Here is a 19,155-nt window from a genome sequence, read left to right as displayed (position 1 = left end):
AACGAACCGAACGAAAACACCGAGAACCGATTCGTAGCCGACTTACAGCCCGTACAGGTCGGTGAACTTCTCGTTCACGTAGTCGAGGAAGTAGTCGGCGGTCAGCGGCTCGCCGGTCGCCTCCTCGATCAGGTCGTCGGACTTGTACGCGCGACCGTGGCTGTGGACGTTCTCGTTCATCCACTCGCGCATCGGCTCGAAGTTGCCGTTGCGGATCTTGCCGTCCACGTCGGAGATGTCGTCGCGCATCGCGGCGTCGAGCTGGGCCGCGAGCACGCTGCCGATCGTGTAGCCCTGGAACCCCGCGAACCGGGAGGACCAGTGGATGTCCTGCAGGCAGCCCTCGCCGACGCCGTCGGGCGTGACGCCGAGGTACTCCTCCATCTTCTCGTTCCACAGCTCGGGAATCTCGTCGACGTCGATCTCGCCGGCGACGAACGCGCTATCGATCTCACACCGGAGGATGATGTGCAGGTGGTAGGTGAGCTCGTCCGCCTCCACACGGATGAGGTTGTTCGGGTAGATGCGGTTGACCGCCTCGTAGGCCTCCTGCACCGTGAGGTCGTCGACGCCGTCGAGGTGCTCCTTGACCTTCGGGAGGAAGAACTCCCAGAACGGCTTGGTGCGGCCGACGTGGTTCTCCCAGAAGCGGCTCTGGGACTCGTGGACGCCCGAGGAGAGCGACTGGCCCAGCGGCGTGCCGTAGTTCTCCTTCGGGAGCCCGAGCATGTAGCTCGCGTGCCCGTACTCGTGGATGGTCGCAGTCAGCGCGTCCATCGGGTTCTCGGGCTTGTACCGTGTCGTCACGCGGGCGTCGAACTGCGTGCCCGAGGTGAACGGGTGGGCGGAGATGTCCAGTCGCCCGTGGTCGCGGTCGTAGCCGATGGCGTCGAGGGCGGCCTCCGAGAGCGCGCGCTGGTCCTCCTCGGGGTACTCCTGGCCCTCGTAGGGCGTCGCGAGGTCGTCGCCGTGCGCCTTGATCTCCTCGATCAGCGGAACCAGTTCCGCCTTCAACCGATCGAAGATCTCGTTCGTCCGCTCGCGGGAGATGTACGGGAGCCCGTCCTCGTAGAGCACCTCGTAGGGCGCCTGGTCCGGGTTGATGTGGTCGGCGCGGTCGATGGAGAGATCGCGGAGTTTCTCCAGCCGCGGCGCGAACAGTTCGAAGTCGTCGTTCGCTTTGGCCTCCTGCCAGATCTGCTGGTTGTCGCTCTGGACCTCCGAGAGCTCCTCGACGAGGTCGCCCGGCACGTCGGCGGTCCGGTCGTAGCTGCGCCGGATCTCGCGGACGGCGGCCTGCTGGCGCCAGTCGAGGTCGTCGGCGACGTCCTCGCTCGCGACGAGGGCCGCCTCGAACTCGTCGGCGGTCATCAGGTCGTGGGTGACCGCCGAGAGCGCCGAGAGCTGCTTCGAGCGGGCGGACGCGCCGCCCTCGGGCATGGTGACCTGCTGGTCCCACCCCAGCACGCCGCTCGCGTCGTTGAGGTAGGAGATCCGCCGGTTCTGCTCGATGAGGTCGCGGTACGCGTCGGGGGCGTCCGCGGGAGGTTCTTCGATTGACACAGCCCGTAATCAGCCTGCGAGCCTATCAATCCCCGGGCCCCGGCAGCCCGTGGGCCGCTACTCCGTATCCTCGTCGGCCGCCTCGAGGTCGTCTTCCTCCATGGCGTCCTGATAGCGCTCCATCGCCTCCGCGAACCCGTCGCCGGCGAGGCGGTACGTCTCCCGCAGGTCCTGGATCGGCGTCTCGGTGGCGTCGACGCGCAGGTCGTTGTAGTACGGCGCGTGCTCCTCGTCCTCGGTGGTCCGCACCTTCAGCGCGGCGCTCTGGACGTGGAGCTCCTCGCGCTTGTCGCCGCCCTCGGCGTAGCCGGCGCCGAGCGCGTCGATGAGGCGCTGGGCGAGCGGGGCGTCCCGGCCGGAGTCCTCGTACGTCTCGGCGACGTTCTCGATCACCGCCTCGCCGGTGAGGAGGTTGCCCGCGACGGTGTAGTTCTCGCCCTCGACGTGGCCGTACCAGTCCTTGCACTCCTCGCCGGAGAACGTGAACGTCCCGTCGGCGTCGATCCCGTGGAGCTGGCGGTTCGCCGCCCCCTCATCCGCGTTCAACAGCGACTGGAGCGCGTCGTCGACCGCGAGCCCGTCGTCGACGTACTCGATCCCCCGCTCGCCGAGTTCGACGTTGACGAGGCTCTGGGTCGCCACCGCGCCGTTCTCGGAGGCGAACGGACAGAGCGTCCCGACCGCCGGCAGCCGCGTGGTGACCGCGACGCCGAACCGCAGTTGGTCGTTGCCGTCCTCGTCCTGGTACTCCTCGCGGACGCAGATGCTGAACGTCATGGGCGTCGCTGGGGTCGGCGCGGGGAAAAGTGGTCCTCTCCCGGCGAATACGGGGGGGCGATCGACGTGCCGTCGTCCCGCCGGCGCAAGAACTAATGCGACAGCCCGGGTTGCAACCGACATGGGAATCATGAGCAAAATCCTCGGCGGGGGCGGCAACCGCGACACCGAGGATTACGTCACCCTGGACCTCGAGGAGGACTTCGAGAGTCCGGGGAGCGCGGGGAGCATGAGCGTTCACTTCGCGGAGATCGGCGGCCAGCAGGACGTGATCGCCATCAAGGACGCCGTCTACGACGGCGACATGGTGGTCGCGGACATCACCCGTCACTCGACGACCGACACCGAGAGCGACCGCATCATCGAGGAGCTCCGGCAGGTCGCCCAGGAGGTCGACGGCGACATCGTCCAGAAGGGCGACGATCAGATCGTCGTCACGCCGACGGGCGTGGGCATCGCCCGCGAGAAGCTGAGCTGATCGCGACGGCCGGCCGCCGACGGCGGTTCTATCGGACCACACTTTCTGCCGACTACCCCGGCGTCGCCGGCCAGTTCAGCCGTGATCGAACCGTCACCTACCTGTTCCCCCCGAGCCAACCCGGATCCATGACCGACCCCACGTCGAGCGTCCGGGTCCGGGGGATCTACGCCACCGCGCTCACGCGGACGCTGCTCGACGCCGGCCACCGTGTCGTACAGGCCTCGCCGCCGATACAGCGGCGATTCGACGCCGACCTCCCCGCGGACGACCACGACGCCGCGATCGAGACGGGGCCGCACCGACAGGGCGTCAGCGTCGCCGGCGATCCGGAGGCCGTGGCCTCGATCCGTGAACTGCTCGCTGACACCGGTCTCGACACGCTCGCCTGGGACGACCCCGCTCCCGTCGGCGCGGTGTTCGACGGCCGCGTGACCGAGACGCTCGGCAGCGGCGCCGCGGTCGCCCTCGGTGAGACGGAGGGCTACCTCCCGTTCCGCGCCGTCGACGGCCGCGTCGACGAGGGCGACGCGGTGCGCGTACAGGTGACCGAGGCCGCGGCGCCGTGGGACGATGACCGACCGATGCTCGACACCGGCCTGCAGGTCGAGGCCGGACTGGCGACGCTCACCCGCGGCCGCGAGGGGGTCCGCGTGGCCGGCCGCGACGACGCCGCCGGGCGCGAGCTCGCCGGGATCACCGACCTGCTCTCCGCGTCGGCACCGGAGGGCTGGGGGCTTGAGTGGGCACGCGACGCCCGCGACGCCGAGATGGCCACGCTCGAGGACGCGCTCGAGCGGGCGGGCGAGCGGGCCGGCGCGCTGGAGGACGCCGTCGACGACGCCGGCGACCCCGACCCGGTCCGGGAGGTGGCCAGCTCCACGACTGGCGCGTGGGTCTGGTTCGGCCGCGCGTCGCGGTTCGCGCTGGACGAGGTCCGTCGCGAGGTGACGGCGACGATGCCCGGTCACCACCGGACGAAGGCCGGCACCGACGCCGCCAGCGCGGGCGTCGACTTCGCGGAAGCGCTCTGCAGTGGGGACCTGGGCGACGAGTTCCCGTTCCCGGTCGTCGCCGACCAGTTCGGCCCCCACGAGGGCGAGACCGTCCGCCTCGACCACGGGAAGCCGGCCGGCCACCGGATCGTCCTCGGCGAGGCCGAGGTCGTCGATCGCGACGGCGAGACGCTCGCGGTCGAACGCGAACTGAGCGGCGGCGGGAGCTACGACGCGCTGGACACGCTCAAGGAGTCGGGCGACATCGCCCACACGAAGTTCCGCGAGGGGCGCTGGTGGTACCCGACGACGTACCGCTCGGCGGACGGCGAGCACAAGGGGACGTACGTCAACGTCTGCACGCCGGCGGAGCTGTTCCCCGACGCGGTGCGCTACGTCGACCTCCACGTGGACGTGATCAAGTACCCCGACGGAACGGTCGAGCGCGTCGACGACGACGAACTCGACGCGGCGGTCGAGGCCGGCGAAGTGCCGGAGACGCTGGCGGAGAAAGCCCGCAGCGTCGCCGCGAGCATCGAGCGCGCGATCTAGCGGGTCAGAAGTGGTTGGGGTGCTCGGTCGCGTGCTGCAGTTCGCCGCCGCGGCCGCCCTCGACGGTCGAGTCGCCCTGCTCGCCGGTCGAGGGGACGATCACGTGGACCTCGTCGACGTCGTCGAACTCCATGATCATGTCGCGCTTGATGTTCTGGGCCGTGAGGTCGCTGATCCCACAGCCGGCACAGGCGCCGCCGAGTTCGACGCTGACGGTGCCGGTGTCCGGGTCGGCCTCCCGGACGACGCTCCGCCCGCCGTGCATCTGGATGATGGGCATCTGCCCGGTCATCCAGGTCTCGACGCGCTCTTTGAGGCTCTCCTGGCTCATTGCTTCCAGTTGGGGCCGGGGACACTGGTAGCTTGCGGTTTCCCTGCACGGCGATCGCCGCGAAAAAACTGTGTCACGATCGTTCTTGCGCGACCCGTGGGGTTCCCGCCCGGCTCACGGGCGATCGCGCCGGCGCCACCAGGCGAACGCGCCCGCGCCGACGCCGGCCAGCGCCGCGAGCGGGCCGAACCCCGGCGTGCTGACGCGTGAGGGAGTGCCCGTCGCCGTGGGCGTCTCGGCGCTCGTCGGCGTCGACGCGTCGTTGCCGAACCCCCAGGTGGTCTCACCGTCGGCGTCCGGGAAGACGTACAGCGCGGCGGGGGCACTGCCGGTGGCCCGCGAGGCGGCGACGAACGTCGACTCGGGGACGGCGACGCGCGCGGTCCAGAACTCCGCGTGGTGGCGGTCCGCCCACCACGTCAGCTCCCGTGGGTCGGCCGGGTCACTCACGTCGTGTCGCTTCACGCCACCGCGGTACCACGAACTGTAGAGGATTCCGTCCCGGAACTCGAAGTTGTGGGCGGTCGTCCAGACGCCCTCTTCTGTCGCGTCCGGCGTCGGCGGCGGGGCGATCGTCGAGAGCTGCGTCGGCGATTCTGGCGTCGACACGTCGTAGAGGTCGATCCCGCCCGGGCCGCCCTCGGGACGCTCCTCGGTGGCCCACGCCTCGCGACCGATCGCGAGCAGGTCGCCGGCCTCGTCGACGGCGGCGTAGTGGTCGTTGCCGGGGAGCCCGTCGTAGCCGTCATCGCCGGACTCGTACTGCTCGACGACCGTCTCGGGGTCGCGGCCGACGTGGGCGAGCACCGTCGGCGCCGCGGGGTCGCTCACGTCGAGCAGCCACGTGCCGGCGTCCCAGTGGGCGAGGTAGGCGACGCCGTCCTGCACGAACACGTCGTGGAGCGTTCGGGGGTAGGGTGCGAGGTCGTCCCAGCGCTCGTCGTGTCCGCGGAGCGACCACCCGCCGATCTCGGTCGGCGTGTCACTCACGTCGACGATCGATAGCGCCCGTCGATCGCCCTCGTTGGCGGTGAGGTAGGCGCGGTCGCCCTCGAGGTCGCAGTTGTGGATCGGGTAGTCGGTCTCGTAGAACGCCCGTCGGTCGGGGTTTTTGGGGTCTGAAACGTCGACGACCAGCGCGCCCGAGAGGTCGCTCTGGCCGGGATTGGCGGGCCCGACGACCAGCAGCGTCCCGCCCGAGAGCTTCACGTCGTAGATCCCCGCGAGCGGGCCGCCCTCGCGGTCGGCGAGCAGGTCGCGGCGCTCGGCGAGGATGGCCGGGTCGTCCGGGTCGGAAACGTCGACGACGGCGTACCCCGTCGTCGCGGCGACGAACGCCGTGGTCCCGTCGTCGGAGACGACCGCCTCCGTGGCACCCTCGACCTCGATCCGGGCGAGCGGACCGTAGCCCGTGTCCGTCCGGGTCGGTGGGGTCCCGTCGGGATCGCCCTCGGGCGGCGTCGGGTGGCCCGCGACCCGGCCCGGGAGGAGGGCGCCGGCGGCGAGCAGGGAGAGCGCGTCGCGCCTGCGCATGGCTGTCGAGAGCGCGCGTGAACGGATAAGGGGTCGGGTCGTACCGGGGAGCGTGGCAGCCGACCCAACGCGGGCGAAACGTGCTTGGGACCGGCGTCCGAGGCGGGCGTATGGACGACGTAGATCTCGGCGGACGGGTCGCGCTGGTGACCGGGAGCGCTTCGGGGCTTGGTCGCGGGCTCGCGCTGGCGCTCGCCGACTGCGGCGCCGACGTGGCGATCCACTACCACAGCAGTGCGGAGGAAGCCGCGGCGACGGCGGCGGAGGTCCGGGAGCGCGGCGTCGACGCGACGAGGGTGCAGGGCGACGTGACCGATCCGGAGAGCGTCGATACGCTGTTCGACGACGTGGAGGCGGGACTAGGGAGCGTCGACGTGCTGGTGAACAACGTCGGCGACTTCGACCCCCGGCACTGGGAAGCGATCGACCTCGACGCGTGGCACCGGGTGCTCGACACGAACCTCACCGGGACGATGCTCTGCTCGCGGCGCGCACTGCCGGCGATGCGCGAGCAGGAGTGGGGGCGGATCGTCAACGTCGGCTACGCGAGCAGCGAGCAGGCGCTCGTGGGGGCGACGAACTTCCCCTACTTCGTCGCGAAGACGGGCGTGCTGATGTTCACCAGAATGCTCGCGGCCGACACGCAGGACGACGGGATCACGGTCAACGCGGTGTCGCCGTACGTGCTCGAGAGCAGCGACGAGTTCCCCGACGACGCCCCGCGCGGGCGCTGGGGCACCGTCGAGGACGTGGCGAACGCGGCGCTCTTTTTCTGTCGCGCGGAGAGCGAGTACGTCTCGGGCGAGAACGTCGAGATCGACGGCGGGTGGCTGCCCGAGGAGATCTAGTAGTCCGGGGCGTCGTCCTCGACTTCGCGCTTGAGCGACTCCCGCCGGGACTTGGCGTCACGCCCCGTGGCTTCGAGCAGGAAATCGTTCTTCGCGTCGACGGCCTCGCCGGCGGCCTCCAGTTCGTCGGCGCCGAGCTCGGTCGGGTCGCGCTCCTCGAACTCCACGCCGAGCCAGTCCTTCTTGCCCGAGTACTTCACCGCGCCGGCGACGACGCGCTCGAAGACGGGGTTGTCGGGCTCGCTGACCACGTAGAGATCGTTCCCCTTGTACTCCTCGGTCCCGGTGATCTCGCCGAAGTAGTCCTCGACCGTCGATTCCATGTCCGGGATGCGCTCCTCCAAGGTCTCCCCGCGGCGCATCTTGTACTCCTTCATGCCCGCCCGTTTGCGAGCGGTCGGTTTACCTGTTGTGGACCGCTACTCCGCCTTCTGCTGCTCGGTGATGTAGCCGACGCGACACTCCGGACAGATGTCGCCCGCACGCATCGAGGAGTTGCCCACGTCCCGGGTCAGCCCGCACTCGGGACAGTAGTACTCGAGTTCGGCGTCGCGGCTCGAACGCTCGAGGTCGACGTTGGCGGTCGGCGCCGTCGACGCGTCGCTCGACTCGCCCGTCGGCGTCCGGTCGCCGTTCTCGCGGTCCGTCTCGACGGGTTCGGGGTCGGTGGGTGACGACGCCGTAGACTCGGGTTCGTCGTCCGCGACGAACTCCTCGCCGAAGTCGATGTCCGCCGGTTCGCCATCCGGCGTCGTCGCGTCGTGGCCCTCGTCCTCGCCGGGGGCGTCGGGCCAGGGCATGTGGCCCTCGTCGGTCTCCTCGCGCTCGCTCGGCGTCGGCTCGGGGTCGGCGGGTTCCGGATCAGCCGGCCCGGCTTCGGCGTCGACGATCTCGGCGTCCTCGGACTCCACCGCGGAGGGCGTCGAGGACTGCTGGGTGTCGCTCGCGTCCGGTTCGGTCGGTTCCACCGGGTCGGTCGACTCCGTCGCTTCGGCATCCGAATCGGCGACCGACGGGTCGGACTCTGCGTCGATGATCTCCGCCTCGGCCCCCTCCGGTGTCGCGGGCTCCTCCACCTCGGGGTCCTGTCCCGGGACCTCCTCCGGGCTCGCTTCCTCCTCCCACTGCGTTCTGGCGTTCTCGGGCGGTTCCGTGTCGTCCTCGTCGAGGATCACGCCGTCGTCGTCCTCGGCGTCAGGGATCTCGGACTCCTCGGCGGCTGCCGACCGCTGGCCCGGGTGGACCGGTACGTCGTCCTCGTCGTCCGCGGCCTCGTCGGCCGCGTCCGCGGGCTCGGACGGCCCCTGCAGCATGTCGTCGTCGCGCTCGGCCTGTTCGATGATGTCGGCGACGCCCCGCTCGACGGGGTCCTCGTCGGCGTCGGTGACCGCCGCGGAGGGCCCCTCGGCCGGCTCCGAGTCGGCCGGCGTCGGCTCGTCGGCACCGGGTTCCGGCTCGGGAGCGCTCTCGTCTCGACCGGGCGAGAGCTCGTCGGTCCCCCACTCCTCGGCGGTGTCGGCGTCGCTTCCGGCGGCGGCCGACGGCTCGGTCGCCGGCGACTCGCCCGTCGCCGACTCCCGGAGCTGCTCGATCGAGGTGATCTCCTTGTTCTCGCTGACTACCTGCTTCTCGCCGCAGCGCTGGCAGGTCTTGACCTCCCGGACGGTAACGACGACCTCGTTACCCTCCTCCGTTCGTTCACGCTCGGTCTCCGGCTCGCCGAAGTCGTGTCCGAGCAGACACCTGAGTCCCATTACCGGAGTTAGACAGGCGGAAGGCTAAAAATACCCCGCCAACTCCGGGCGCAACTCGTCACACCTGCCCGCACGGGTCGGCGGGTCGCCGGTAGAGGTAAACCGATCGCACACCCACGAGCGCGTATGGCCGTCAGTCCAGAGCTTCGCGACCGGGACGAGGTGGAGTTCGAGGTGCTCGCGGCGCTTGCCGACCGCGCCGAGGAGGGGATGAGCGTCCTCGAACTTCGCGCGGCGGTCGACGCCGACATCGACCGGCTGGAGCCCGCACTCGGCGACCTCAAGGAGGAGGGACTGATCGACGTCGAGAGCAACGGGGACAGCGTGGTGCTCTACCCCGCCGAGGGCGTCGTCGCCGACCCCGAGGACCTGGACGACGACGACGACCCGAGCGTCCTGCAGATCATCCGGGAGCGGTTCGGGTTCTGAGTCGCTGAACCGGCGGTGTTTTTCCCGCCGCCGGCCAACTATCGGTCGATGACGCTAGTCGCCGGGAGCCACACCGACCACGGGGCCACGTTCGGCGACCGGGGCGGTCGATCGGTCGTCGAAGAGTACGGGCGTCCCGACCGCGCCGTGCGAGCGGTGCGAAACGCGGTCGGGGTGATCGAGATGGGGTACGGCGTGGTCGTCGTCACCGGATCGGACCGCCGGGCTGTCGTCGACGACGCCGTCACCAACGACGTGCCGCACGAGGACGGCGGCGGCTGTTACGCGCTGGCGCTCGACAGCGAGGGGGCGATCGAGACGGAACTGTTCGTCTACGACGCCGGCCGGCGCCTGCTGCTTTTCACGCCGCCCGGGCGCGACAGCGCGCTCACCGAGCGACTCGGTGGCGACAGCCGGGACGCCGACGTGCGCGACGCGACGACCGAGTTCGGCGTGTTCGGGGTCCACGGCCCGATGGCGACCGAGAAGATCGCGTCGGTGCTCCACAAGGCCGGCGCGCCGACGGGGGCGTACTCGTTCGTCCGCGGGTCGATGGGCGACGCCGGCGTCTCCGTCGTCGCGGGCGACGCGCCCGGCGGCGAGGAGAGCTACGAAGTGATCTGTGCCGCCGACGACGCCGCGGAGGTGTGGACCACGCTGCTCTCGCGGGGCAACGGCGCCGCTCCGTTCGGCTACCAGACCTACGAGACGCTGACGCTCGAATCGGGGACGCCGCTGTTCGAATCCGAGATCCGGGGCGAGCGACCCGGGACGCTCGGGCTGACCGACGTGGCCGGCGTCGCAGGAGGCGCCGAGGCGCCGACCTACCGACTGGTCGGCCTCGATCTCGGCGCCGACGCCGAGGACTCGCTACCGCCGGCCGGGACGCCGGTGGTCGGCGACGACGGCGTCGTCGGCGAACTGACCCGGGCCCGGAGGAGTCCGTCGCTGTCGACCGCGATCGCGTTCGCACGGGTCGAGCGCGGGGAGACGGTGCGATCGGTCCGAACCGCAGCGGGAGAGATGCCGGCCACGCGGACCGAGCTCCCGTTCGTCGAGGGGAGCGACCGGTCGAGGCGGCTCCCGTCGTACTGAGGGCGCTGTCGAACCGAGATCGACGAGACCGCCCTAGGGCAGGTAGCTCCGCAGGTGTTCACGCGAGAACAGCGTCGTCGGGCGGTCCATGTGGACGCCGATCTCCCCCGAAGTGAGTCGCAGGCCGAGTCGCTGGACCGGTTCCGGCAGCGAGTAGGCCCGCCGGAGCCAGTGGCCGAGTCGGATCTCGGTCGCGAGTTCGTCGCGCCACGCGACCTCGTAGGCCGACAGCGTCGCCGGGTCGTCGGGGTCGATCTGCCGGACCGCGTGGTCCGCCGAGCGCATGCCGTAGAGGATGCCGCCGCCGGTGAACGGTTTCGTCTGTGCGCCGGCGTCGCCGACGAGGAACACGCGGTGGGAGGTGACCGAGTCGGGCGGGCCGATGGGGATGGCGCCCGAGCAGAACCGGTCGATCTCGGCGCCGTAGGCGTCGACGAGCCGGTCGAACCGGGCGCGCGCGTCCTCCTCGGCGTCCGGCCGGACCGCCAACCCGTACTCGACGCCCCCCTCCCCCCGAGGGATCCGCCACGCGAAGAAGCTCGGGACCGTGAGGTGCACGTCGACGAAGTCGCCGTGGTCCGGCTCCGGATCGAACCCGAGCACGCCGTGGAGTTTCTCGTCGGGTTCGGGGAGGTCGACCGCGCGTCGGACCCGGGAGACGGGACCGTCACAGCCGGCGACCATCTTCGCCTCGACGGTGAAGGGCTCGCCGTCGTCGGGTGAGACGGTGAGCTCGACGCTGTCGACGCCCTCGTCGACGCCCGTGACGGTGTGGCCGTCGTGGATCTCCGCGCCGGCGTCCCGGGCCGCCGCGGCGAGCGTGCGATCGAGTTCCTCGCGGTCGATCACGTTCGAGACTGGCTCGTCCTTGTAGAAGGAGTAGGCGTCGCTGTCCGGACCGCCGACGTGGAAGTCGGCACCGTACACCTCGTTCTGGAGCAGTTCCTCGCGGGCGCCGTCGGGCGTGTACTCCCAGATGTCTCTGGAGACGTGTCCGGAACAGGCCAGCGGGGTCCCGATCTCGCCCTGCTCGAAGGCGATCACGTCGTCGCCCGCCTCGGCCGCGCGGCGGGCGACGCGCGCGCCGGCGGGCCCGACGCCGACGACGGCGAAGTCGTACATACCCCCGGCTATCCGGCCGCGGACCATATGTCTCGTGGTTGGGGCTGACAGCCGACGCGCTTCCCTATCGCGCACCGGTACGTCGGACGCCCGTCCGGGACGGCCCGCGTCGGTGGGTCAGAGCATCGACGGCACTGGTCGCGTTCTGGTACTTGAAATCGGGGGTGACGGACGATCGCCGCGGGGATCAGTCGACGATCGTGAGCCCGCGGCACGTCTGGTCACCGAGGCGCTCCGGCCACGAAACGTCGATCTCGGTCCAAGCGTCGCCGCCGTCAGTGGTACGGTAGAGCCCGTGGTTGTTCGCCGCCCAGAACGTTGCCTCGTCGTCGCCCCGGGCCAGAACTGCGCGGTAGGTCCCCTCGCCGGTCGGGATCCCGCGGTCGTCGAGGCGCTCCCACGCGCCGCCCTCGCGGCGGTAGAGGTACGACTCGCCGACGCGGTGGGCCTCGCGCGCGCTCGTCGCCGCCGATAGCAGGACACGCGGCGTCCAACGGCCGGTCGACGCGGGGTTCAGCCCGACGGCGACGCTCCAGCAGTAGGTGTGCTCCAGTCCCGCTTGCGGGTGCTGCCAGGACTCGCCGGCGTCCGCCGTCTCGGCGTACCCGTCGCCGGCGGCGACCCAAGCGTGGCCCCCCGCGTCGGGGTGGGTGATGATGGTGTGAACGTCCCGGCGGGCGCTCGGTACCCGTGGCTCCCAGTCGACGCCGCCGTCCTCGCCGAGGCGTGCGCGAACCTGCGCGCCCGCCTCGACAGCCACGTGGAGCAGGTCCGGGTCGGCGGGGTCGGGTTCGATCCAACGCACGTGGTGGGTGTCGGGGCGCGGCGGGAACGACCACTCGTCGGCGGAGGGGAGGTCGGTGAGCCCGTCGAGCCTCTCGAACGTCCGCCCGCCGTCGGTGCTCCGGTAGACGCCGCTGGCTTCGGTGCCCGCGTAGACGGTTTCGGGATCGTCCGGCGCCACCGCGATCGAGGTGACGGCGTCCGGTTCGATCCCGTCGGCGCGCTCCCACGACGCCCCGTCGTCGGTCGAGCGCTGGAGACCGTGTTCGAACGTCCCGACGAGGACGGCGTCGTCGGCGACGGCGACGCACTCGGACCGGGAGTCGAAGGGGTGTTCGCGGACCATCGACGCTCGGTCGAGATCGACGACGAACAGCGCGTCCTCGTAGACGGCGTAGGCGGTGGACATACCCGGAACGTCGGGGGCGGGCGTCGAAAAGGTAGCGCCGGCGGCGATTACTGTTCGGTCGGCGTCTCGGTACCCGTCCCCTCGTCGGTACCCGTCTCGCTCTCGTTTGCGAGGTGCTCGTGGTGATCCTGGTGGTCGGCCTGATCTCGATAGGTGAGCCCGATCAGGTAGTCGGCGCCGTCGTAACGGTAGATCCCGCCCACGTCGTCCTCGCACTGCCGAGTGAAGAAGTTCGAGATCTCCCGTCCCGTCGCGATGGAGAGTCCCCGCTCGACGCGCTCGCCGTCGTCGGCGTCGTTGAGCTCGTCGAGTGGCCCCTGCAGTTCGGGAATCTCGGCGACACCGTCGGCGTCGAGCCGGCAGGTCGTCTCGCTCTCGTCGCCGCTGGCCCGGATGACGGTCATCGACACCGGCGGTGCGGCGAAGGGGTTGAGGCGGGCGCGCTCGGCGGCCGTACAGCCCGCGAGGCCCGTGGTCCCAGCGGCGCCGACGGCCGCGAGGAGTCGCCGGCGTGTCGGGGAACCCGCCATCAGTCGTCGTCGGCCGCGGGCGCTTCGGCTTCCTCGTCGGCGTCGTCCTCGGCCGGGGTGGTGGCCGGCTCCTCCTTTGCGGGCTTGCGGCGGTCCGCACGTGGCCCCTCGGCGTCGACGGTCGGGAGGTAGTCCCGGAGGTACCGCCCGGTGTGGGACTCGTCGACCCGGGCGACCGCCTCGGGCGTGCCGCTGGCGACGATCTCGCCGCCGGCTTCCCCGCCCTCGGGGCCGAGGTCGACGATGTTGTCCGCGTTCTTGACGAGGTCGAGTTCGTGCTCGACGACGACGACGGTGTTGCCGTTGTCGGTCAGGCGCTGGAGCACGTCGATCAGCTTGCGCTCGTCCTCCTTGTGCAGCCCCGTCGTCGGCTCGTCGAGCAGGTAGAGCGTGTCGCCGGTCTGTTTCTTGCCGAGCTCCTCGGCGAGTTTCACGCGCTGGGCCTCGCCGCCCGAGAGCGTCGTGGAGGGCTGGCCGAGCTTCATGTAGCCCAGTCCCACGTCCTTCAGCAGCTTGAGGCGGCGGCGGAGTTGGGAGTTGGCCTCGAAGAACTCGTAGGCCTCCTCGACGTCCATGTCGAGCACGTCGGCGATGGTCTTGCCCTTGAACTCCACGTCCAGCGTCTCGTCGTTGTAGCGCGCGCCGCCACACTCCTCGCAGGGGACGTGCACGTCCGAGAGGAAGTTCATCTCGATCTTGACGGTGCCCTGCCCGCCACACTCCTCACAGCGCCCGCCCTTGACGTTGAACGAGAACCGACCCTTGTCGTAGCCGCGCTGTTGGGCGAGTTTCGTCCCCGCAAACGCCTCGCGGACGTGATCGAAGACGCCAGTGTACGTCGCCGGGTTCGATCGGGGGGTACGGCCGATCGGCGACTGGTCGATCAGTCGCACCGTCTCGATGTTCTCGGTGCCCTCGATGGCGTCGTGCTCGCCGGGGTCGACGCTCGTGTTGTCGTTCATGTTCCGGGCGAGCCCCTTGTACAGCACGTCGTGCATCAGGGTGGACTTCCCGGAGCCGGAGACGCCGGTGATGGCGGTGAACTGGCCGATCGGGAGGTCCACGTCGACGTTCTTGAGGTTGTGCTGGCGGGCGCCGACGACGGTGAGGGCCTCGTCGGAGTCCCGTCGCTCGTCGGGGACGGGCACCTCCTTCCGGCCGGCGAGGTAGTCGCCGGTGACCGACTCCTCGCTGTCGACGATATCGTCGAAGTCCCCCTGGGCGACGATCTCGCCGCCGCGCTTGCCCGGGCCGGGCCCCATGTCGATCACGTGGTTCGCGCGGCGCATCGTCTCCTCGTCGTGTTCGACGACGAGCAGGGTGTTGCCGAGGTCGCGCAGCCCCTCGAGCGTGTTCAGCAGCCGGTCGTTGTCGCGCTGGTGGAGGCCGATCGAGGGCTCGTCGAGCACGTAGAGCACGCCGACGAGGCCGGAGCCGACCTGCGTGGCCAGCCGGATGCGCTGGCTCTCGCCGCCGGAGAGCGTCGACGCCTCGCGGTCGAGCGTGATGTAGTCGAGGCCGACCTCCTCCATGAACCCGAGGCGGGCGCGGATCTCCTTCAGGATCTCCTCGGCGATGGTGCGGTCGCGCTCGGAGAGGTTCGCCTCCATCCCCTCGAAGTGCTCGCGGGCGTCGGCGATGCTCAGCCGGTTGACCTCGGTGATGTCGGTGCCGTCGACGAGCACCGACCGGGACTGCGGTTTGAGGCGGGTCCCCTCACAGGCCGGGCAGGTGGTGACGGCCATGTACTCCTCGATGTGCTCGCGGGTGGAGTCGCTGTCAGTCTCGACGTGGCGGCGTTCGAGGTTGGGGATGACGCCCTCGAAGCGCTTCTCCTTGCGCCGGGTGCCGTTCTTGGTCTGGCGCTCGAACACGACCTCGTCGTCGGTGCCGTAGAGGAACTGCTCCTGCTGGTCGTCGGGCAGTTCCGAGAACGGCGTCGTCACGTCGACGCCGAAGTGCTCGGCGACGCTGTCGATCCGGGTGCGGTAGTACGAGCGGTTGTAGCTCCAGGGCTCGAACACGTCCTTGATCGGCTTCTCGGGGTCGACGACCACGAGGTCCTCGTCGACCTCCTTGGTCTCGCCGATCCCCTCACACTCGGGGCAGGCGCCGTGGGGCGAGTTGAAGGAGAACGAGCGCGTCTCGATCTCCGAGAAGTCGATCCCGCAGTGGGTGCAGGCCAGCTCCTCCGAGAACTCGACGACGAGTCGGTCCTCCGCGTCGGTGCCGGCGTCGGAATCGTCGTCCGCGAGGTCGCCAGTGCTCCGCGAGACGTTCCCGCCGAACGATTCGGGCAGGTCCGCGGGCGGCGACGGCAGGATCACCTTCAGCACGCCGTCGCCCTCCTCCAGCGCGGTCTCGACGGAGTCGGTGATGCGCGAGCGGTCCTCCGCGGCGACTTTCACGCGGTCAACGATCACGTCGATCGTGTGGTCGTAGTTCTCGTCGAGGTCGGGGTCGTCGGTGGTGAGGTCGTAGCGCTCGCCGTCGACCTCGACGCGGGCGTACCCCTCCGAGACCAGGTCCTCGAACAGGTCCTCGAACGCGCCCTTCTGGTCGCGGACGACGGGCGCGGCGATCTTCGCGCGGGTGCCCTCGGGGAGTTCGAACACGCGGCGCACCATCTGCTGGGCGCTCTGGGTGCCGACCTCGCGACCGCACTCCGGGCAGTGGGGCGTGCCGACGCGGGCGTACAGCAGCCGCAGGTAGTCGTGCAGTTCGGTGACGGTCCCGACGGTCGATCGGGGGTTGTTCGCCGCGTTCTTCTGGTCGATGGAGATGGCCGGCGAGAGCCCCTCGACGGACTCGACCTGGGGCTTGTCCATCTGGCCCAGGAAGTTCCGGGCGTACGCCGACAGGCTCTCGATGTAGCGGCGCTGGCCCTCGGCGTAGACGGTGTCGAACGCCAACGAGGACTTCCCCGAGCCGGAGAGGCCGGTGACGACGCTGAACTCCTCCCGCGGGATCTCCACGTCGAGGTCCGCGAGGTTGTTCTCCTCGGCGCCGCGGACCTCGATGAAGTCCTTACTCATTCAGCGCCGGCTACGGAGTCGGGAGGGTTGAACCCGTCGGTCCCGGGGGATCACCGCGCACGCGCCCGCTGTCCGCCCTCCAGCTACCGCCCGAGAGATATCGTGTGGGCGGTGACCTTCCCGCAGCTCGGACAGTCGTGCTCGTACCGGACCTCGGCGCCGTCGGTCTCGGTGGCCCACGTCCCGTCGTCGTCGTCGTAGCCACACGCCGGACAGACCGTCTCCACCTCGTCGAAGCGGTCCCGGAGCGTGTCGAGCGGGTTCATGCCGCGGTTGCTGGTGGCCATACTGTGGATCTTGGCGCCGTAGCGTCTAAGTTCTTGCGCATAGTTGACAAGGGCCACGGCACTGCGACGGCTCGGCCGCTCGCCGTGTTCATCTGCGGTAGAACCGCCCGACTGCGGGACAGCGAACGCGTCGCCGGTCGGATCGCGGTCGCCGGTCAGGCCGGAACGACCGTGATCTGCTGCTTGCGGTCGATCGCGTCCTCGAGCTCCTCCGCGATCGCCGAGCCGCGGGAGACCTGCACGTCGCCGCCGCGGCCGACGGTCGCAGTGAACAGGTAATCGCCGCCGGCGCGGACCTCGACGGTCTCGCCGACGTGTTCGTCCAGCCGGATGACGACGTGGCGGGCGGTGATCTCGGGGTCGACGACCTCGCCCTGCGGGGAGCCGGCCGACTCGCCACCGTTGGCGGCCGTCGGGGCGGGGTTCTCCTCGTGGGTGCGCACGTCGATGTCGATGCCGAGCCGGTCCTCGATCTCGGTGATCCGGCCGCCGCCCTTGCCGATCACGTAGGAGATGTCGTCCTCCTCGACGTAGACGACCGCGCGGTCCTGGCCCTGGAGTTCCACCTCGACGTGGCCCCGGGCGACCGAGTGGATCTCGCGCTCGATCTCCTGTTTCGCGATCTGGTTCACCCCGGAGGGCTCCTCCCCCTCGTCGTCGAGCGGGACGGTGACGACCTGCCGGTTGAACGTGTAGATCTCGTACTTGGGCGTGCCGGTCTCGCTGTCGGTGATCATGATCACCGGGCGCGCGAGGTCCTCGGCGGTGAGCCCGGCGGGCACCTTCACTTCGGTCTCCACGTCGTAGACGGTGTGGATCTGCCCGGCTTCGATGTAGACGACGGTGTCGACGACCTGCGGGATCATCCCGAGTTCGACCCGGCCGACGAGGCGCTGGAGCGCGTCGATGGCGCGGGTGGCGTGGACGACGCCGATCATCCCGACCCCCGCCAGCCGCATGTCCGCGAACGTCTCGAAGTCCTCGGTCTTGCGGACCTCGTCGTAGACGGTGTAGTCCGGCCGGACCATCAGCAGCGAGTCGGCGGTGTTCTCCATCGAGCCGCCGAGTTCGGTGTACTGGGTGATCTCGGGGCCGACCTGCAGGTCCCGCGGTTTCTCCATCGTCTTGACCGCGAAGTCGTTGTCGTTGAGGTACTCCGCGACCGCCTGGGCGAACGTGGACTTCCCGGCGCCCGGCGAGCCGGAGATGAGCACGCCGCGCTGGCGCTCGGTGAAGCGCTCCTTGAGCTCGTCGGCCATCGCGTAGTCGTCGATGGTGGTCTTCGCGACCGGCCGGACGGCCGTGATCTCGACGGCGTCGGCGAAGGGCGGGCGGGCGACCGCGATCCGGTAGTCCCGGTACTGGACGATGTCCATCCCCTCCTCGCTGAGTTCGATGAAGCCGTCCGAGGAGGCCCGGGCGGTCTCGATCACGTCGGTCGCCAACTCCTCCATCTGCTCGTCGCTCGTCGGCTCGTCGGCGATCCGCTCGTAGTGCATCTCGCCGATCTCGCCGCGTTTGGCCTTGGGCTGTGTGCCGGCCCGGAGGTGGAGGCTCATCGTGTCGTCGGTGAAGAACTCCTCGACGGCCAGCCCCTCGGTCTCGGGTTCGGCGGCGTCGGTGTCGACGACGGGCTCGACGTAGTCAACGTCGAGCCCCTTCGCGCGGGCGACCTCGGCCTGCACGCCGTCGCTGGTCAACAGCGTGGCGTCGTACTCGGCCGCGAGGTCGCGGATCAGGGCGTCGATGTCGCCCTCGCCGGCGCCTTCGGTCTCGGCGGCGTTGGGGCGACGGCCGACGTACTCGACCCGGATCTCGCCGTCGTCGGCGTACTCGGCGAGACGCTGGAGCTCCTCTAACCCAGTCCAACCCGGGTCGTACCCCGCGTTGGCCTGGGCTTCGAGCTCGCCGACGACGGCTTCGGGGACGTAGACGGTGACACCCTCGTAGCGCCCGTCGGCGACGCGCTCGGAGACGCGGCCGTCGACGACGACGCTGGTGTCGGGAACGACGTTCACACGTGTGGTAGGCGGCGGAGGCCCAAAAGGGTGTATATGCCCCGCCTGCCGGCGGGGACGAGGGAGTCGACGCCGGGCGGCCAACCCCGGCCGCCCGGCCCGTCCGAACGTCGAGCGTGGTCGGCGTCTCGGGATCGATCACTCGGTCACCGGTTCGCCTCTCGTCCGCTACGACGGTAGTTCCCGTCGGAACCCGCCTCAACGGGGTTCATGTGTGTGTTAATGACTGACACACAAAAAATTGACGGCCGAACAGCACCGTCGCTGTCGAACCGAAGCGGGCGGGACCCGGTTCAGCCGCCGAAGAATCAGTCGATGTGGCCTTCGCGACGCAGCTGCTCGGCGTCCTGCTCCTCGTAGCGCCATTCGATGTTGCCCTTCTCGTCCTGCCAGTCCCAGGGCTCGAGGATGACCACGTCGTCCTCGCTGATCCAGGTGCGGTACTTCATCCGCCCCGGGATGCGCCCCAGTCGCGTCTCGCCGTCCGCACACCGAACCCGAACGTGGTTGCCACCGAGGTGCTCGGTGACGACACCGAACACTTGGTCGTCGTCCGGCATCCGGAGGTTCTTGCGCCCTGATGAATCCTCGCTCATACGATCATTACGCGGCACCC

Annotated in this window: 18 protein-coding genes; 5 read left to right on the top strand and 13 right to left on the bottom strand. The window is 70.0% G+C overall.

The genetic code is table 11. From position 1 onward, the window contains the following. Positions 1 to 42 precede the first annotated feature (42 nt). Together BMZ83_RS09090 and BMZ83_RS09085 are read right to left on the bottom strand one after the other, a co-directional pair. Positions 43 to 1,563 (bottom strand): carboxypeptidase M32, encoded by a 1,521-nt coding sequence (locus BMZ83_RS09090; protein WP_074877835.1) that lies wholly within the window; start codon positions 1,561 to 1,563, stop codon positions 43 to 45. Positions 1,564 to 1,620: 57 nt separating this feature from the next. After that, on the bottom strand, positions 1,621 to 2,340 hold the full coding sequence (locus tag BMZ83_RS09085) for a DUF1028 domain-containing protein (RefSeq protein ID WP_074877833.1): 720 nt from the start codon (positions 2,338 to 2,340) through the stop codon (positions 1,621 to 1,623). Between the two features lie 121 nt (positions 2,341 to 2,461). On the opposite strand from BMZ83_RS09085, the gene BMZ83_RS09080 reads away from it, so the two are divergent. Then, complete coding sequence (locus tag BMZ83_RS09080; RefSeq protein ID WP_074877831.1) at positions 2,462 to 2,818, top strand: cell division protein SepF; 357 nt, start codon at positions 2,462 to 2,464, stop codon at positions 2,816 to 2,818. A 128-nt stretch (positions 2,819 to 2,946) separates the two neighbouring features. Then, entirely contained in the window at positions 2,947 to 4,365 is a 1,419-nt protein-coding gene (locus BMZ83_RS09075) for a DUF402 domain-containing protein (RefSeq protein ID WP_074877829.1), read from the top strand. A 4-nt stretch (positions 4,366 to 4,369) separates the two neighbouring features. Here the strand turns inward: BMZ83_RS09075 and BMZ83_RS09070 are convergent, their stop codons facing one another. Both BMZ83_RS09070 and BMZ83_RS09065 read right to left on the bottom strand, forming a co-directional pair. Next, positions 4,370 to 4,696 carry a NifU family protein gene (locus BMZ83_RS09070; RefSeq protein WP_074877827.1) on the bottom strand — a complete coding sequence of 109 codons (327 nt, stop codon included), beginning with the start codon at positions 4,694 to 4,696 and terminating at the stop codon, positions 4,370 to 4,372. A gap of 114 nt (positions 4,697 to 4,810) precedes the next feature. Beyond that, complete coding sequence (locus BMZ83_RS09065) at positions 4,811 to 6,229, bottom strand: LVIVD repeat-containing protein (protein ID WP_074877825.1); 1,419 nt, start codon at positions 6,227 to 6,229, stop codon at positions 4,811 to 4,813. A 110-nt stretch (positions 6,230 to 6,339) separates the two neighbouring features. Here BMZ83_RS09065 and BMZ83_RS09060 point away from each other — a divergent pair, with 110 nt between their 5' ends. Then, the gene (locus BMZ83_RS09060; protein WP_074877823.1) at positions 6,340 to 7,077 is read left to right on the top strand and encodes an SDR family NAD(P)-dependent oxidoreductase; all 738 of its coding nucleotides are present in this window, start codon (positions 6,340 to 6,342) and stop codon (positions 7,075 to 7,077) included. Here the strand turns inward: BMZ83_RS09060 and BMZ83_RS09055 are convergent. Both BMZ83_RS09055 and BMZ83_RS16850 read right to left on the bottom strand, forming a co-directional pair. Next, positions 7,074 to 7,454, bottom strand: a complete 381-nt coding sequence (locus tag BMZ83_RS09055) for a DUF5611 family protein (protein ID WP_074877821.1) — start codon at positions 7,452 to 7,454, stop codon at positions 7,074 to 7,076. The genes BMZ83_RS09060 and BMZ83_RS09055 overlap by 4 nt on opposite strands. 42 nt (positions 7,455 to 7,496) lie before the next feature. Then, positions 7,497 to 8,831 (bottom strand): DUF7093 family protein, encoded by a 1,335-nt coding sequence (locus tag BMZ83_RS16850; protein WP_074877820.1) that lies wholly within the window; start codon positions 8,829 to 8,831, stop codon positions 7,497 to 7,499. A 126-nt stretch (positions 8,832 to 8,957) separates the two neighbouring features. Between BMZ83_RS16850 and BMZ83_RS09045 the strand changes: the two genes are divergently transcribed. Both BMZ83_RS09045 and BMZ83_RS09040 read left to right on the top strand, forming a co-directional pair. Next, complete coding sequence (locus BMZ83_RS09045; protein WP_074877818.1) at positions 8,958 to 9,260, top strand: DUF6432 family protein; 303 nt, start codon at positions 8,958 to 8,960, stop codon at positions 9,258 to 9,260. Between the two features lie 48 nt (positions 9,261 to 9,308). After that, the gene (locus BMZ83_RS09040; protein WP_074877816.1) at positions 9,309 to 10,355 is read left to right on the top strand and encodes a glycine cleavage T C-terminal barrel domain-containing protein; all 1,047 of its coding nucleotides are present in this window, start codon (positions 9,309 to 9,311) and stop codon (positions 10,353 to 10,355) included. Between the two features lie 33 nt (positions 10,356 to 10,388). Here BMZ83_RS09040 and BMZ83_RS09035 read toward each other — a convergent pair whose 3' ends face one another. The 7 genes from BMZ83_RS09035 to BMZ83_RS09005 all read right to left on the bottom strand — a co-directional run bounded on the left by BMZ83_RS09035 (position 10,389) and on the right by BMZ83_RS09005 (position 19,135). Next, the gene (locus BMZ83_RS09035) at positions 10,389 to 11,477 is read right to left on the bottom strand and encodes a geranylgeranyl reductase family protein (RefSeq protein WP_074877813.1); all 1,089 of its coding nucleotides are present in this window, start codon (positions 11,475 to 11,477) and stop codon (positions 10,389 to 10,391) included. Between the two features lie 187 nt (positions 11,478 to 11,664). Beyond that, on the bottom strand, positions 11,665 to 12,669 hold the full coding sequence (locus BMZ83_RS09030; protein WP_074877811.1) for a WD40/YVTN/BNR-like repeat-containing protein: 1,005 nt from the start codon (positions 12,667 to 12,669) through the stop codon (positions 11,665 to 11,667). 47 nt (positions 12,670 to 12,716) lie between these two features. Further along, a complete protein-coding gene (locus BMZ83_RS09025) occupies positions 12,717 to 13,199 on the bottom strand; it encodes a hypothetical protein (RefSeq protein ID WP_074877809.1) in 483 nt (160 codons plus the stop codon). After that, positions 13,199 to 16,234: an excinuclease ABC subunit UvrA gene (uvrA, locus tag BMZ83_RS09020; RefSeq protein ID WP_074877807.1), complete on the bottom strand. Its 3,036-nt coding sequence runs from the start codon at positions 16,232 to 16,234 to the stop codon at positions 13,199 to 13,201. The genes BMZ83_RS09025 and uvrA overlap by 1 nt, the downstream gene beginning before the upstream one ends. Before the next feature lie 83 nt (positions 16,235 to 16,317). Beyond that, entirely contained in the window at positions 16,318 to 16,521 is a 204-nt protein-coding gene (locus tag BMZ83_RS09015) for an HVO_0649 family zinc finger protein (RefSeq protein ID WP_074877805.1), read from the bottom strand. A gap of 155 nt (positions 16,522 to 16,676) precedes the next feature. Further along, positions 16,677 to 18,539 (bottom strand): PINc/VapC family ATPase, encoded by a 1,863-nt coding sequence (locus BMZ83_RS09010; protein ID WP_074877804.1) that lies wholly within the window; start codon positions 18,537 to 18,539, stop codon positions 16,677 to 16,679. 308 nt (positions 18,540 to 18,847) lie between these two features. Continuing rightward, the gene (locus BMZ83_RS09005) at positions 18,848 to 19,135 is read right to left on the bottom strand and encodes a translation initiation factor eIF-1A (RefSeq protein WP_074877801.1); all 288 of its coding nucleotides are present in this window, start codon (positions 19,133 to 19,135) and stop codon (positions 18,848 to 18,850) included. Positions 19,136 to 19,155 lie beyond the last annotated feature (20 nt).

The organism is Halolamina pelagica (assembly GCF_900115675.1).
Taxonomy (GTDB): domain Archaea; phylum Halobacteriota; class Halobacteria; order Halobacteriales; family Haloferacaceae; genus Halolamina; species Halolamina pelagica.
The sequence above is the reverse complement of the archived record's forward strand: the minus strand, read 5'-3'. Positions and strand labels throughout refer to the sequence as shown.